The sequence below is a fragment of the Anoxybacillus sp. CHMUD genome, from assembly GCF_013096965.1.
GTDB classification, from domain to species: Bacteria; Bacillota; Bacilli; order Bacillales; family Anoxybacillaceae; genus Anoxybacillus; species Anoxybacillus kestanbolensis_A.
The window spans coordinates 52,784-65,706 of the sequence record NZ_SDLG01000005.1 but is presented as its reverse complement, the minus strand read 5'-3'; the positions used below and the strand labels follow the sequence as shown (position 1 = coordinate 65,706).

Below are 12,923 nucleotides of genomic sequence, written 5' to 3'. Positions count from 1 at the left end.
TTGAATGTTATCTTCTGAAAAAATTGCACGAATTAATGCATTAGCTAAAAAAGCAAAAATGGAAGGTCTTACGGACGAAGAAAAACAAGAGCAACTCCAACTTCGTACAGAGTATATTGCGGCGTTTCGTGCGTCAATGATCGAAACGTTGCATGCCGTGAAAGTCATTGATCCGAACGGAAACGATGTCACTCCCCAAAAATTAAAGGATAGTAAGAAAAAACGCCTGCATTAATACGCCTATCATGGAGAACATACGAGTATAGATGTTCTCTTTTTTCGTCAGTTTGTCAAAAAAAATGTTGTGAAGCATTGTACATTTTACGCACTTTTCTATATCATAAAAGATGAACATGTTTGCAAATGAAAGGATGAAGACGATGACACACTCTATTGAACAATTATCGATTGCGGCGATTCGTACGTTGTCCATTGATGCTATCGAAAAAGCTAATTCCGGTCATCCGGGTATGCCGATGGGCGCAGCACCGATGGCGTACACACTATGGACGAAGTTTATGAATCATAACCCACGCAATCCAAAGTGGTTTAATCGCGATCGCTTTGTGCTGTCAGCAGGGCACGGTTCAATGCTATTGTATAGCTTGCTCCATTTAAGTGGTTACGACGTCACGATGGAAGATATTAAGCAGTTTCGTCAATGGGGAAGTAAAACACCGGGACATCCGGAGTACGGTCATACACCAGGGGTAGAAGCGACGACTGGACCGCTTGGTCAAGGGATTGCGATGGCTGTCGGAATGGCAATGGCAGAGCGTCATTTAGCAGCTACATACAACAAGGACAAATTCGAAATCATTAATCATTTTACATACGCCATTTGTGGCGACGGTGACTTAATGGAAGGTGTTTCTGCAGAAGCTGCTTCACTAGCAGGGCATTTAAAGCTTGGCCGTCTCATTGTGCTTTATGATTCAAATGATATTTCATTAGATGGGGAATTAAATCTTTCGTTTTCGGAAAGCGTAGAGCAACGCTTTAAAGCGTATGGATGGCAGTACATTCGCGTAGAAGACGGCAACAATATTGAAGAAGTTGCTCAAGCCATCGCTGAAGCTCAAAAAGATTTAGAACGTCCAACGTTAATTGAGGTAAAGACAACGATTGGCTACGGTTCACCAAACAAAGCCGGAACAGCGGATGTACACGGTGCGCCGCTCGGTAAAGATGAAATTAAACTAACGAAAGAAGCGTATAACTGGACGTTTGAAGAAGATTTTTACGTTCCAAATGAAGTGTATGCCCATTTTGAAAAAGTCGTAAAAGAGGCTGGCGAGAAAAAAGAAGCAGAGTGGAATGCGCTGTTTGCTGAATATGAGAAGGAGTATCCGGATTTAGCAAAACAATTGCGCATGGCGATTGAAGGTAAACTTCCTGAAGGTTGGGAAAAAGCGTTGCCTGTATATGCTGAAGGGAAGAGTCTAGCAACACGTGCTTCTTCTGGAGAAGTATTGAATGCTATCGCAAAAGTTGTGCCACAATTTTTAGGTGGATCCGCAGACTTAGCAGGTTCAAATAAAACGTTGATTAAAGGAGCAGGAGACTTCTTACCTGGAAGTTATGAAGGACGTAACATTTGGTTTGGTGTACGTGAATTTGCGATGGGCGCAGCGTTAAATGGTATGGCGCTCCATGGCGGTGTAAAAGTGTACGGTGGTACGTTCTTCGTCTTTTCAGATTATTTACGTCCAGCGATTCGACTTGCTGCTTTGATGGGCTTGCCTGTCACATACGTACTTACGCACGATAGCATTGCTGTTGGGGAAGATGGTCCAACGCATGAGCCGATTGAGCAGCTTGCTTCGTTAAGAGCGATGCCGAATTTATGCGTCATTCGTCCGGCAGATGCGAATGAGACAGCGGCAGCATGGCGTTTGGCAGTAGAGTCTACGGATCGTCCGACAGCACTTGTATTGACACGTCAAAACCTTCCTACGCTAGCGACAACAGCAGAGCGTGCGTATGAAGGAGTGAAAAGAGGAGCGTATGTTGTTTCTGAAGCTCAAGGAGAAGTACAAGCCCTGTTGCTAGCATCTGGTTCAGAAGTTAGCCTAGCAGTAGAGGCACAAAAAGCGTTAGCGAATGAAGGAATTCATGTTTCTGTTGTGAGCATGCCTTCGTGGGACCGTTTTGAAGCGCAATCAGCGCAATATAAAGAAAGCGTCATTCCAAAGCATGTGAAAAAACGTCTTGCGATTGAAATGGGCGCGTCGCTTGGTTGGGAACGCTATACAGGTGACGAAGGAGATATTTTAGCTATCGATCGCTTTGGGGCCTCAGCACCTGGTGAAAAAATTATGCAAGAATATGGATTTACAGTAGAAAACGTTGTAGCGCGAGTCAAAGCATTATTAAGTAAATAATAAAACGGGGAGATGTGCTCCCCGTTTTATTATCGAATAAAGATTTTTTGTTGAACATATTGTACAAACCGTTATTGTTTAGTATAGTGTAGTGTAGACAACATGAAGGAGGAAAAAATATGTGGGAAATGATTTTAGTAGGCATTGTAGCGCTTGCTGCTGGCGTTGCGCTCGGATTTTTTATCGCGCGTAAAACAATGATGAACTACTTAAAGAAAAATCCACCGATTAATGAACAAATGATTCGAATGATGATGATGCAAATGGGTATGACGCCATCGCAAAAAAAGATCAACCAAATGATGAAAGCGATGAACAATCAGTTGAAATAAAGGTAAGGCACTCACAACGAGTGTCTTTTTTAGCATGGAAAGAAGCTGTTGCCCGTATTTGTATTTTTTTGATAAAATATAGCTAAATGAAGAAAGAATGGAGTGCCAATCATATGGACATTCAACTGTTTGTTGCGTTTGGGGCAGGTGTGCTTTCGTTTATTTCTCCGTGTTGTTTGCCGCTTTATCCAGCTTTCTTGTCATATATTACGGGAATTTCAGTTAGTGATTTGAAATCAGACTATGCATTGCTACAAAAAAGAAGTTTGTTACATACGTTATTTTTTTTGCTCGGATTTTCATTTATTTTTATTGCAATTGGTTTTGGTACGTCCATTCTAGGTCGTTTTTTTTATACATACCAAGATCTCATTCGTCAAATTGGTGCAATATTGATGGTATTTTTCGGGTTTGTTATTATCGGCGTCTTTAAGCCGAAGTTTTTAATGACCGATCGTCGTTTATCTTTTCAACATCGACCGTCTGGCTACATTGGTTCTTTTCTTATCGGAATAGCGTTTGCTGCCGGTTGGACGCCATGTACAGGGCCGATTTTAGTATCAGTCATCGCTTTGGCGGCGACAAACCCAAGTTTAGGTGTAGTTTATATGACGGCGTATTCACTAGGCTTTGCTTTGCCATTTTTACTTTTATCGTTTTTTATTGGAAAAATGGGCTGGATTCGGAAACATCATGTTAAGCTAATGAAAGTCGGCGGATATGTCATGATAGGCATGGGGGTTGTACTGTTTTTTGATTGGATGACGAAAATTACGATTTATATGACAAACATATTTGGTGGCTTTACAGGTTTCTAGTTTCTTATGGTGTGGAGGGAAAGGAAATGGCAAGAATTTTAATTGTCGATGACGCGAAATTTATGCGTATGACGTTAGCAAATATTTTGAAAAAAGCGAATCATGAAGTAGTTGGGGAAGCAGAAAACGGAAGGGAAGCTGTTGAATTATATATAGAGTTAAAGCCAGACGTGGTGACACTCGATATTACAATGCCAGTGATGAGTGGTCTTGAAGCTGTGAGGGAAATTAAACGTCATGATCCTCATGCGAAGATTATTATGTGTTCCGCGATGGGGCAACAAAAAATGGTTGTTGAAGCTATTGAAGCAGGGGCGCTAGATTTTATCGTAAAACCATTTGATGAAAGTCGCGTCATGGAGGCTATTCAACGTGTGTTACAGTAAGATGTGAAAGGAAGATTGATTTTGGCTATTTTTAGTTCGGTATTTGCGGTGTTTATGGCTGGACTTGTTTTCTTTATTCGCATGAAAGCAGCAGAAAAACCGACAAACGCCAAAAAAATTATATTACCCCCTATTTTTATGAGCACAGGCGCTCTTATGTTTCTTCATCCAATGTTTCGAGTAACGATGTTAGAATGTGTAGAAGCAGTTTTTGTTGGAGCGCTTTTTTCTATTTTGTTAATTAAAACATCTTCGTTTGAAGTTCGAGGCAACAAAATTTATTTACAACGTTCAAAAGCGTTCGCTTTTATTTTTGTTGGCTTAATTGTATTGCGTCTCGCTTTAAAAACATATTTAAGCCGCACCATTGAGTACGGAGAACTCGCGGGAATGTTTTGGATTTTAGCCTTCTCGATGATTGTTCCGTGGCGCGTGGCGATGTATGCATCATATCGTCGCCTCCAACGTGAAGTAAAAGAAAAAAGCTAATCAGCAACAGGCGATTAGCTTTTTTTTGTTAGTAAATGTTCGTATTTTGTAAAATCAATTTGTTTTTCTCTTAGCGCTTTAATTAAAAATTTATGATCACGCTTTGGTGTGGCGAGAATATAGCCACGAACAACTAAATCTTCTGTAATTTGATTCGCATTTTCTTGCAACGCCAACTCTCCAATTTTCCCAGCAATTTTTTGGCGTGCCACATCGCGAAACAACTCAGGAACTGGGCGAACTAAATCTTCAAGTAGCGCTTTTTCTTTTTCAGACCATAAATGACGCGTTTGCTCAATATAATATTGTTGCCAATCCAATTCTGACTTCCCATCCTCTTTTGGTAGCCGTTTTAAAAATTTCCTAAACATGAAGAAGCCACCGATTGACATCGTAACAAGAAGAAAAACGACCCAAAATAAAATAAACCATAAAAACCAACCTGTTAGCATACATTCCACCTCAACGTTTATTATGTAAAAAAACAATGGCAGAATCAAGTAAAAGAGCTGACAGTTGCGTCAGCTCTTTTACATATCGTGACTTGAGTTATGCTTTTGGCGGGTATGATTTTGATTTTTTACTTTTTTCGAACCACTAAGCGGTTCTGGTTGTCCTGGGTTATCTCCTTTTGGGGCATTTTTACGCATGTCTTTGCTTGTATTTTTGTTCATGCGACACACTCCTTTCTTTCATATGATGGCATGATAAACCGTATTTATGCATATTTCATCCGTCAATAGGCACGATAATAACAAAAAGAGAGGAGTGAAAGCGATGCCTTATCATAAAAATAAGCAACAGGCGTTTGAAGCTGCGCAACAAGGAACAATGGAGGCAAAAGAATGGTATGATCATCTGGTGAAAAGTGACGCAGACTATGGAAGTCAGTTGCATCATCTAAAGCAGGAAGTAAACGAGGCGTTTGAACAAATTAATAACGCGCTTGAAGTAGCCTCGGAAAAACAACGCAAACAGCTTGAACAATTTCGTCATGATTTGCAAGCGATTGTCGACGAAGTTAACATGTATGAATAATCCCGCTTCAAGCGGGATTATTGATTTTTCTTTCGTTTTTTATTATTTTGTTTTTGAGCTTCGGTGAGTGGCTCGTTGGAGAGCTCCTCATTGTAGCCAGCACCTTTTCCTTGTGCGCTCGCATCGTTCATGCCAGGAATGACATGATTTGCTTTTCTTTTTACCATCTTTTTTCACCTCCTACAACTATTGTTGGAAATAGAGCAAAAAAATATGCATTTATCTGAAACTTATAAACAATTATTATTTACTTATGGAGAGCATTGTATTAAGATAAAAGCGTAGGAATTTTGTGGGTGTGGGAGAAGATGATCTGTTAGAAGGGGGTAATACATAATGGTAAAAAATGATGTATTTCAAGCGCGTGATACGTTTGAGGTGAACGGGAAAAAATATCATTATTATCGTTTACAAGCGCTTGAAGAAGCAGGAATCGGAAATGTATCGCGTCTTCCGTATTCTATTAAAGTGCTTCTTGAATCAGTACTTCGTCAAGTTGATGGACGTGTCATTACGAAAGAGCATGTTGAAAATTTAGCGAAATGGGGAACGAGCGAACTAAAAGATGTAGACGTTCCGTTTAAACCATCTCGCGTCATCTTGCAAGACTTTACAGGTGTCCCTGCTGTTGTTGACTTAGCTTCCATGCGGAAAGCAATGGCCGACATCGGCGGAGATCCGTATGAAATCAACCCCGAAATTCCTGTTGATCTTGTGATCGACCATTCTGTCCAAGTTGATAAAGCAGGGACAGAAGATGCGCTCGAGTATAACATGAATTTAGAATTTGAACGCAATGCAGAGCGTTATAAGTTTTTAAAGTGGGCACAAAAAGCGTTTAGCAATTATCGTGCTGTTCCTCCAGCAACAGGTATTGTGCACCAAGTTAACTTAGAGTATTTAGCGAATGTGGTGCATGTTGTTGAAGGGGAAAATGGTGAGTATGAGGCGTTCCCAGATACGCTTGTTGGCACAGACTCCCACACAACAATGATTAACGGTATTGGCGTACTCGGTTGGGGTGTTGGTGGTATCGAGGCGGAAGCAGGCATGCTTGGACAACCATCTTACTTCCCAGTACCAGAAGTAATTGGTGTACGTTTAACAGGAAAATTACCGAATGGTACGACAGCAACAGACCTTGCGTTAAAAGTGACACAAGTGCTTCGGAAAAAAGGGGTTGTCGGCAAGTTTGTTGAATTTTTCGGTCCAGGTGTGGCGACATTGCCGTTGGCCGACCGTGCAACTGTGGCCAACATGGCACCTGAATATGGTGCAACGTGTGGCTTCTTCCCGGTTGATGCTGAGGCGCTTGATTATTTACGTTTAACAGGTCGTGACGAACAACATGTTCAAGTCGTTGAAGCATATTGCAAAGCGAATGGTTTGTTCTATACACCAGATGCACAAGAGCCTGTGTTTACAGATGTTGTTGAAATTAACTTATCAGAAATTGAACCAAATCTTTCTGGGCCAAAACGTCCACAAGATTTAATTCCGCTTTCAAAAATGAAAGAATCGTTCCGCCAAGCTGTCGTTTCTCCGCAAGGAAACCAAGGTTTTGGCTTGACTGAGGCAGACCTTGATAAAGAAATGACGGTTACGTTAAACGGCGAAGAAGTAAAAATGAAAACAGGTGCGATCGCAATTGCGGCGATTACAAGCTGTACGAACACATCTAACCCATATGTGTTGATCGGAGCAGGCTTGGTGGCGAAAAAAGCGGTAGAAAAAGGATTGAAAGTACCGAAATATGTAAAAACTTCGCTTGCGCCAGGTTCGAAAGTTGTCACAGGTTACTTAAAAGATTCAGGTCTTCTCCCTTACTTAGAGCAAATTGGCTTTAATATTGTCGGTTACGGTTGTACGACATGTATCGGTAACTCTGGTCCGCTTGCTCCAGAGCTTGAAAAAGCGATTGCCGAAAACGATTTGCTTGTCACGAGCGTATTGTCTGGTAACCGAAACTTTGAAGGGCGTATTCATCCGCTCGTCAAAGGCAACTATTTAGCATCACCGCCGCTTGTCGTAGCATATGCGCTTGCCGGAACAGTCGACATCGATTTGTTAAATGATCCGATCGGTAAAGATCAAAACGGCAATGATGTGTACTTTAACGACATTTGGCCATCTACAGAAGAAGTGAAAGAAGTTGTGAAAAAGACGGTGACACCAGAATTGTTCCGTAAAGAATACGAGCGAGTATTCGACGATAACGCGCGATGGAACGCGATTGAAACGACGGACGAGCCGCTTTATCAATGGGATGAAAATTCAACGTACATTCAAAATCCACCATTCTTCGAGGGATTATCGCCAGAAGTGGAAGAAGTAAAACCACTTACTGGATTACGGGTAGTTGGTAAATTTGGCGACTCTGTTACAACAGATCATATTTCGCCAGCTGGATCGATCGGTGTAAATACACCAGCAGGACAATATTTAATTTCTAAAGGTGTTGATCCGAAAGACTTTAACTCGTACGGTTCTCGTCGTGGTAACCATGAAGTGATGATGCGTGGTACGTTTGCAAATATTCGTATTCGTAACCAAATTGCTCCGGGTACAGAAGGTGGATATACAACATACTGGCCAACAGGCGAAGTCATGTCGATTTACGACGCATGCATGAAGTATAAACAAGATGGTACAGGGCTTGTTGTTATTGCTGGAAAAGATTACGGTATGGGAAGTTCGCGCGACTGGGCGGCAAAAGGAACATACTTGCTCGGTATCAAAACGGTTATTGCGGAAAGCTTTGAACGTATCCATCGTTCAAACCTTGTGCTTATGGGTGTGTTACCACTCCAATTTAAAGAAGGGGAAAATGCTGAGACGCTTGGATTGACAGGTAAAGAAGTATTTGAAGTGCATATTGATGAAAACGTCAAACCGCGCGACTACGTCAAAGTAACAGCGACAGACGAGCAAGGAAACAAAAAAGAATTTGAAGTGCTTGTTCGTTTCGATAGCGAAGTAGAAATCGACTACTACCGTCATGGTGGAATTTTGCCGATGGTATTGCGCGAGAAGTTAAAACGATAAGAAGAGAGCGATCTGCTCTCTTCTTTATTTTGTGTTTGTCTTTTTCGCTGCGTTTTCTAATGCACTTTTTGGATCAGGGGTAAATGTGGCATCATATCCTTGTGGATTGACGCTCGGAGCGTTTTGCCCACGATTTCTTCCGTTATTTTTACTCATCATGTCCACCTCCTGCGCATATTGTATCCGTCTTTTTCAAAAAATATATATAAGAGGAGGCAGTGACATGAATCGAGCCATTCAAACAGCATTGTGTACCATTGCTTTAGCCCAATTTTTAAAAATTCCATTGACGAAAAGAAAAACGAAAAAGTGGGATTGGTCGCTTTTTTTTGAAACGGGAGGCATGCCAAGTTCACATTCTGCGGGTGTTGCCTCCCTTGCCACATATGTTGCTTTAAAAAGAGGAGTGCATAGTATAGATTTTGCCCTTGCAGCCATTTTTGGTTTAATTGTTATGTATGACGCCCAAGGAGTGCGTCATCAAGCAGGAGAGTTAGCTATTCGTGTGAACGAATTAACTGAGGAAATCGAACGGTTAAAAGGTGCTCAAGACGACGGAAAGTTGGACCGAAAAGAGGAGTTGTTGCGCGAGCGGCTCGGTCATCAACCGATTGAAGTGGTTGGTGGGGCACTTCTCGGCATCGTTACAGGTGGATTATCATATGTAATCGGCAGACGAAGGCGCTCGCTATGACAGACGAGCGCTCTTTTTTCTTTGCCATATATGTTGAGGGAGTTCTGACAAAATCATCCCTAATAAAATAAGTCCAGCTCCAAATAAGGCCGCTTGTTGAAGATACTCATCATTCCATATATATGCAGTTAGAGCCGCAAAAACAGGTTCTAAAGCAAAAATTAAAGCAACACGTGTTGGAGATGTATATTGTTGAAAATGCGTTTGAATAAAGAAAGCAATCGTTGTTGCGAACAGTGCGGTAATGAGTAGAGCCAGCCACACATCAAATTCAAAAAAAGTGGATAGTGGAATAAGAGACCAGTCTTCAAACAAATATGAACATATAAAAAAAATGATGGATACTGTTTGAACTTGAATCGTTGTTAGTAGGATAGGTGAAAATTTTGTTGCATATATGCTTGTCGTTACGATATGTAGCGCAAAAGCGATAGCGCACAAAAAGACGAACACATCTCCTTTATTGATCGACATATCTCCGCTTGCGGTTAAAAGATATAGTCCGCATGTAGCGAGTATGCTTCCGACAACGGCGTTAAACGAAGGTCTTTGCTTTAAAATGATAAATGAAAGGAAAGGAACGATAACAACATTTAATCCGGTAATGAATCCCGCTTTTGATGAAGTCGTATACAATAAACCAATCGTTTGAAAGGCATATCCAAGACATAGCCATATGCCAAGAAGCGATCCAGCACATATAAGTTGTCGATCGAGAGGTTTACGTTCGAAGATAAGCACCCAAGCCCATAGCAGTACGCTAGCGATCGCAAAACGTACGCCATTAAACATTAACGGAGGTAAAAAAGCAATGGCGTTTTGAACGATGACAAACGTAGCCCCCCAAACAAATGCAACAAATAATAAACTAATATCAGCTTTGTATTTCATTTGACTCTCCTTTACAAAAAAATGTTGTATAAGACCGAAGTCTCATACAACATTTTACCATTATTCTGTATATTTTGGAGATATTTTTTTTGCAAAATATACAAAAGGTGTATCCAACATTGCAACAATCCATTTCAGTACATATGTTGTCATAAAAATTTGTATCCAATCATGCAACGGAAATACACCGAGAAATGCAATGGATGTGAAAACGAGTGTATCGATCAACTGGCTAATCATTGTGCTTCCATTATTGCGAATCCAAAGTTGCGAATCGCGCGGAAATTTCTTTTTAAACCAATGAAATAAGTGAACATCAAGCGATTGACTAATTACAAAAGCAAGTAAGCTACCAAGCGCGATACGTGGCAATAAACCAAAAATCGTTTCTAACGCTGGTTGAGCAAAATCGCTCGCATGCGGCTTAAATAATAAAGCGATTTGCATGACGATTGTGAGTGAAATAAGTGTAAAGAAGCCGAGCCATACCGCTTTTTGTGCTTCTTTTTTTCCGTATTTTTCACTTAAAATATCAGTCACTAAAAAGGCGGTTCCGTACATGACGTTTCCGAGTGTAGCTGTCATACTAAGCAATTCAACGGTTTTGACGACTTGTAAATTAGCAACGACAGTAGAAAAGCCGATCCATACGAATAAACCTGAGCGACCGAAGAAACGATAAATGAGCAATACAAGTGAAAATGTGACGATGGCAGAAAAAAGACCGAGTATTTCGTTAAACATCGTGATCCCTCCTCGTATGAAAATATAAAGACACAAGCGATATTATACAACTGACATCATTTTTTGTCTAAACTGTTATAATAAAATAAAAAGAAAAGGTGAGTGACATATGAAGGTTTTTATGGAATGGACATATGTAACACCGAAGAAAAAGGAAATGGTGTGGACATCAACAGAGATGGAAGTGACAGAGGCTCTATTTTTTGCAGAGGATATAGAAAGAACAGGGAGAGTGAAACAACTTTTATTTTATGATGCAAGTGGTGTGGCTTGGACGAAAAAGGAGTTAATGAAGCTTATGAAAGAAATTGAAACGGAGCCGCACGACGTGATTGCTTATTTTGATGGCGGTTATGATCGTCAATCAAAAAAAGCAGGAATTGGAATCGTGATTTATTATAAACAAAACGGTGCACAATTTCGTAGGCGAGCAAATGCGCAGTTAGACGAATTGCAGTCAAATAATGAAGCAGAGTATGCAGCCTTTTATTTTTTACTCGAACAAATCGAGCATCTCGGTGTTCATCATTTGCCTGTTGTATTCCGTGGGGATGCGCATGTTGTATTGCATCAATTGTCTAATGATTGGCCTGTATTTTCAGACGAGGGGAGATGGGTGGAGCGAATTGAGCAAAAAATGAAAAAGCTTCGTATTTCTCCAATTTATGAACCCATTAATAGAAAAGAAAATAGTGAAGCAGATCAGTTAGCAACACAAGCTCTTCGTGGGAAGATAATTGTAAGTACAATACAATTGGAGCGTGAATGATGAATCGAAAAGATGTGTTACTTCGAATAAATGAACTATTTGACACGTATTGTGAGGAGTGTTTTGTAAAACGTGCACTCCGTAAAGAATACGGGAAATTATATGCACAATCGTTTGGCATCCAAACATGTACAATAGGAGAAAAAATGAAGCAATACGGTCAGTTGCTTGTGAAACAAAAAACGTAACAAGGTGCCCCGAGATACGGGACACCTCATCATTACGTGTGGTGGATCGTTTCTGATAATTGATGATATGCGTCTGCTAATTCCTTTTCACATTGTAATAGCAGTGGATCCTCGATGTTTGTTTTAGCGCGTGCGATCGCTTCTTTTGCATTTTCGATCGCTTGTTTTGCGTGATCGAAAGTGTGACTGTCTAAACTCATCGTTGCCGCTGCAACCATTTTTTTTGCTGATTCAACTGCTAAATGCGCATGCTCAATTTTAGTAAATACGCTATTTGACTGAACATGCGGATGTTTTGGATTTTGTGTCATTGTTATCCCTCCTCGTTTTATAGTATTGGTGTGGGGAGGGGAGAGTATGTAATAAAAAAGACCAGCATATGCTGGTCTTTTCGTCGAGCTATATATGAATCATCTCAGACGATTATAATTTCACTACGTTTGCAGCTTGAGGGCCACGGTTTCCTTGAACGATTTCAAAAGAAACAGCTTGACCTTCTTCTAATGTTTTGTAGCCTTCACCTTGGATTGCTGTGAAGTGTACGAATACATCGTCTCCACCTTCAACTTCGATGAATCCGTAACCTTTTTCGTTGTTAAACCATTTTACTTTACCGTTTTGCATAATACTGAATCCTCCTAATACCTTTTAGCCAAAAGGCTAATGAACAAATTTTTCATATAACGGAATATACTCACAGCAACCAAGTCGGTGCAGGACATATATTCAGTTAGATGATAATTAGACTATACACGAATGATGAGGAAGAGTCAAGACAAAAAGGCGATTTTTTCAAAAAATTTTTTTGTAGGAGGATTTTTACTATAAGTGCATAACATTAACAGTAAGACGTATGGAAAGGAGTGAGCGGTATGTATCGTGGTAAAATTCATGGAAAAGAAGTAATTATTAAGTTAAGCAACCATGTACGGAGACAAAAGATCGATCAAGAAAAGCTATACCAAACGGTTTTAGCATTTAGTGAAGCTGCATTTGACCAACAGAAAGAACAATTTGGTATTGTAAGCAAGCAAGGATTTATCGTCGCGTCCGTCGAACAACATGATTTGCCTGTCATTTCAGTAGATTATATTATCCCATCCCATCATGTGTATGAGTAAAACTCAACATGGTTGGTGCTAACT

General features: G+C 40.4%; 20 protein-coding genes. 12 read left to right on the top strand and 8 right to left on the bottom strand.

The features are described from left to right. Positions 1 to 4 precede the first annotated feature (4 nt). The 6 genes from ETB99_RS04980 to ETB99_RS04955 all read left to right on the top strand — a co-directional run bounded on the left by ETB99_RS04980 (position 5) and on the right by ETB99_RS04955 (position 4,409). A complete protein-coding gene (locus ETB99_RS04980; RefSeq protein ID WP_006318312.1) occupies positions 5 to 235 on the top strand; it encodes a DUF896 domain-containing protein in 231 nt (76 codons plus the stop codon). A gap of 145 nt (positions 236 to 380) precedes the next feature. Further along, on the top strand, positions 381 to 2,384 hold the full coding sequence (gene tkt / locus ETB99_RS04975; protein ID WP_171700058.1) for a transketolase: 2,004 nt from the start codon (positions 381 to 383) through the stop codon (positions 2,382 to 2,384). Positions 2,385 to 2,503: 119 nt separating this feature from the next. After that, positions 2,504 to 2,716 (top strand): YneF family protein, encoded by a 213-nt coding sequence (locus ETB99_RS04970; RefSeq protein ID WP_003398951.1) that lies wholly within the window; start codon positions 2,504 to 2,506, stop codon positions 2,714 to 2,716. 113 nt (positions 2,717 to 2,829) lie between these two features. Further along, the gene (locus tag ETB99_RS04965) at positions 2,830 to 3,534 is read left to right on the top strand and encodes a cytochrome c biogenesis CcdA family protein (protein ID WP_171700057.1); all 705 of its coding nucleotides are present in this window, start codon (positions 2,830 to 2,832) and stop codon (positions 3,532 to 3,534) included. A 26-nt stretch (positions 3,535 to 3,560) separates the two neighbouring features. Further along, the gene (locus ETB99_RS04960) at positions 3,561 to 3,920 is read left to right on the top strand and encodes a response regulator (RefSeq protein ID WP_077428338.1); all 360 of its coding nucleotides are present in this window, start codon (positions 3,561 to 3,563) and stop codon (positions 3,918 to 3,920) included. Positions 3,921 to 3,941: 21 nt separating this feature from the next. Further along, positions 3,942 to 4,409, top strand: coding sequence for a CcdC family protein (locus ETB99_RS04955; RefSeq protein ID WP_171700056.1), 468 nt, complete (start codon positions 3,942 to 3,944; stop codon positions 4,407 to 4,409). A 14-nt stretch (positions 4,410 to 4,423) separates the two neighbouring features. On the opposite strand, the gene ETB99_RS04950 is transcribed toward ETB99_RS04955, so the two are convergent. Together ETB99_RS04950 and ETB99_RS04945 are read right to left on the bottom strand one after the other, a co-directional pair. Next, the gene (locus ETB99_RS04950; RefSeq protein WP_035019583.1) at positions 4,424 to 4,861 is read right to left on the bottom strand and encodes a DUF2621 domain-containing protein; all 438 of its coding nucleotides are present in this window, start codon (positions 4,859 to 4,861) and stop codon (positions 4,424 to 4,426) included. A 78-nt stretch (positions 4,862 to 4,939) separates the two neighbouring features. After that, the gene (locus ETB99_RS04945; protein ID WP_006318326.1) at positions 4,940 to 5,083 is read right to left on the bottom strand and encodes a small acid-soluble spore protein P; all 144 of its coding nucleotides are present in this window, start codon (positions 5,081 to 5,083) and stop codon (positions 4,940 to 4,942) included. 103 nt (positions 5,084 to 5,186) lie between these two features. Between ETB99_RS04945 and ETB99_RS04940 the strand changes: the two genes are divergently transcribed. Next, entirely contained in the window at positions 5,187 to 5,447 is a 261-nt protein-coding gene (locus ETB99_RS04940) for a hypothetical protein (protein ID WP_035019584.1), read from the top strand. Between the two features lie 17 nt (positions 5,448 to 5,464). Here ETB99_RS04940 and sspO read toward each other — a convergent pair whose 3' ends face one another. Next, a complete protein-coding gene (gene sspO / locus ETB99_RS04935) occupies positions 5,465 to 5,614 on the bottom strand; it encodes a small acid-soluble spore protein O (RefSeq protein WP_004890592.1) in 150 nt (49 codons plus the stop codon). Between the two features lie 169 nt (positions 5,615 to 5,783). Between sspO and acnA the strand changes: the two genes are divergently transcribed. Continuing rightward, positions 5,784 to 8,492 carry an aconitate hydratase AcnA gene (acnA, locus tag ETB99_RS04930; RefSeq protein WP_171700055.1) on the top strand — a complete coding sequence of 903 codons (2,709 nt, stop codon included), beginning with the start codon at positions 5,784 to 5,786 and terminating at the stop codon, positions 8,490 to 8,492. Between the two features lie 24 nt (positions 8,493 to 8,516). On the opposite strand, the gene sspL is transcribed toward acnA, so the two are convergent. Next, complete coding sequence (gene sspL / locus ETB99_RS04925; protein WP_035018667.1) at positions 8,517 to 8,648, bottom strand: small, acid-soluble spore protein L; 132 nt, start codon at positions 8,646 to 8,648, stop codon at positions 8,517 to 8,519. Positions 8,649 to 8,715: 67 nt separating this feature from the next. Between sspL and ETB99_RS04920 the strand changes: the two genes are divergently transcribed. After that, the gene (locus tag ETB99_RS04920; protein ID WP_091701482.1) at positions 8,716 to 9,186 is read left to right on the top strand and encodes a divergent PAP2 family protein; all 471 of its coding nucleotides are present in this window, start codon (positions 8,716 to 8,718) and stop codon (positions 9,184 to 9,186) included. On the opposite strand, the gene ETB99_RS04915 is transcribed toward ETB99_RS04920, so the two are convergent. Together ETB99_RS04915 and ETB99_RS04910 are read right to left on the bottom strand one after the other, a co-directional pair. Then, positions 9,181 to 10,077 carry a DMT family transporter gene (locus tag ETB99_RS04915; protein ID WP_171700054.1) on the bottom strand — a complete coding sequence of 299 codons (897 nt, stop codon included), beginning with the start codon at positions 10,075 to 10,077 and terminating at the stop codon, positions 9,181 to 9,183. The two genes, ETB99_RS04920 and ETB99_RS04915, sit on opposite strands and share 6 nt — an antisense overlap. 60 nt (positions 10,078 to 10,137) lie before the next feature. Next, positions 10,138 to 10,821, bottom strand: coding sequence for a queuosine precursor transporter (locus ETB99_RS04910; RefSeq protein ID WP_077428342.1), 684 nt, complete (start codon positions 10,819 to 10,821; stop codon positions 10,138 to 10,140). A 109-nt stretch (positions 10,822 to 10,930) separates the two neighbouring features. Between ETB99_RS04910 and ETB99_RS04905 the strand changes: the two genes are divergently transcribed. After that, positions 10,931 to 11,590 (top strand): ribonuclease H family protein, encoded by a 660-nt coding sequence (locus tag ETB99_RS04905; protein WP_035018665.1) that lies wholly within the window; start codon positions 10,931 to 10,933, stop codon positions 11,588 to 11,590. Continuing rightward, positions 11,590 to 11,778: a zinc-finger domain-containing protein gene (locus tag ETB99_RS04900; protein WP_171700053.1), complete on the top strand. Its 189-nt coding sequence runs from the start codon at positions 11,590 to 11,592 to the stop codon at positions 11,776 to 11,778. Before ETB99_RS04905 ends, ETB99_RS04900 begins: the two co-directional genes overlap by 1 nt. 32 nt (positions 11,779 to 11,810) lie before the next feature. Here ETB99_RS04900 and ETB99_RS04895 read toward each other — a convergent pair whose 3' ends face one another. Then, on the bottom strand, positions 11,811 to 12,089 hold the full coding sequence (locus ETB99_RS04895) for a DUF2564 family protein (RefSeq protein WP_091701472.1): 279 nt from the start codon (positions 12,087 to 12,089) through the stop codon (positions 11,811 to 11,813). Between the two features lie 112 nt (positions 12,090 to 12,201). Further along, positions 12,202 to 12,402 (bottom strand): cold-shock protein CspD, encoded by a 201-nt coding sequence (gene cspD / locus ETB99_RS04890; RefSeq protein ID WP_003398931.1) that lies wholly within the window; start codon positions 12,400 to 12,402, stop codon positions 12,202 to 12,204. A 248-nt stretch (positions 12,403 to 12,650) separates the two neighbouring features. On the opposite strand from cspD, the gene ETB99_RS04885 reads away from it, so the two are divergent. Beyond that, a complete protein-coding gene (locus ETB99_RS04885; RefSeq protein ID WP_003398930.1) occupies positions 12,651 to 12,899 on the top strand; it encodes a hypothetical protein in 249 nt (82 codons plus the stop codon). The last annotated feature ends 24 nt before the right edge of the window (positions 12,900 to 12,923 follow it).

Coding starts and splice junctions, on each gene's coding strand:
- ETB99_RS04980 (WP_006318312.1), top strand. CDS start 5: ATGTTATCTTCTGAAAAAATTGCACGAATTAATGCATTAGCTAAAAAA.
- tkt (WP_171700058.1), top strand. CDS start 381: ATGACACACTCTATTGAACAATTATCGATTGCGGCGATTCGTACGTTG.
- ETB99_RS04970 (WP_003398951.1), top strand. CDS start 2,504: ATGTGGGAAATGATTTTAGTAGGCATTGTAGCGCTTGCTGCTGGCGTT.
- ETB99_RS04965 (WP_171700057.1), top strand. CDS start 2,830: ATGGACATTCAACTGTTTGTTGCGTTTGGGGCAGGTGTGCTTTCGTTT.
- ETB99_RS04960 (WP_077428338.1), top strand. CDS start 3,561: ATGGCAAGAATTTTAATTGTCGATGACGCGAAATTTATGCGTATGACG.
- ETB99_RS04950 (WP_035019583.1), bottom strand. CDS start 4,861: ATGCTAACAGGTTGGTTTTTATGGTTTATTTTATTTTGGGTCGTTTTT.
- ETB99_RS04945 (WP_006318326.1), bottom strand. CDS start 5,083: ATGAACAAAAATACAAGCAAAGACATGCGTAAAAATGCCCCAAAAGGA.
- ETB99_RS04940 (WP_035019584.1), top strand. CDS start 5,187: ATGCCTTATCATAAAAATAAGCAACAGGCGTTTGAAGCTGCGCAACAA.
- sspO (WP_004890592.1), bottom strand. CDS start 5,614: ATGGTAAAAAGAAAAGCAAATCATGTCATTCCTGGCATGAACGATGCG.
- acnA (WP_171700055.1), top strand. CDS start 5,784: ATGGTAAAAAATGATGTATTTCAAGCGCGTGATACGTTTGAGGTGAAC.
- sspL (WP_035018667.1), bottom strand. CDS start 8,648: ATGAGTAAAAATAACGGAAGAAATCGTGGGCAAAACGCTCCGAGCGTC.
- ETB99_RS04920 (WP_091701482.1), top strand. CDS start 8,716: ATGAATCGAGCCATTCAAACAGCATTGTGTACCATTGCTTTAGCCCAA.
- ETB99_RS04915 (WP_171700054.1), bottom strand. CDS start 10,077: ATGAAATACAAAGCTGATATTAGTTTATTATTTGTTGCATTTGTTTGG.
- ETB99_RS04910 (WP_077428342.1), bottom strand. CDS start 10,821: ATGTTTAACGAAATACTCGGTCTTTTTTCTGCCATCGTCACATTTTCA.
- ETB99_RS04905 (WP_035018665.1), top strand. CDS start 10,931: ATGAAGGTTTTTATGGAATGGACATATGTAACACCGAAGAAAAAGGAA.
- ETB99_RS04900 (WP_171700053.1), top strand. CDS start 11,590: ATGAATCGAAAAGATGTGTTACTTCGAATAAATGAACTATTTGACACG.
- ETB99_RS04895 (WP_091701472.1), bottom strand. CDS start 12,089: ATGACACAAAATCCAAAACATCCGCATGTTCAGTCAAATAGCGTATTT.
- cspD (WP_003398931.1), bottom strand. CDS start 12,402: ATGCAAAACGGTAAAGTAAAATGGTTTAACAACGAAAAAGGTTACGGA.
- ETB99_RS04885 (WP_003398930.1), top strand. CDS start 12,651: ATGTATCGTGGTAAAATTCATGGAAAAGAAGTAATTATTAAGTTAAGC.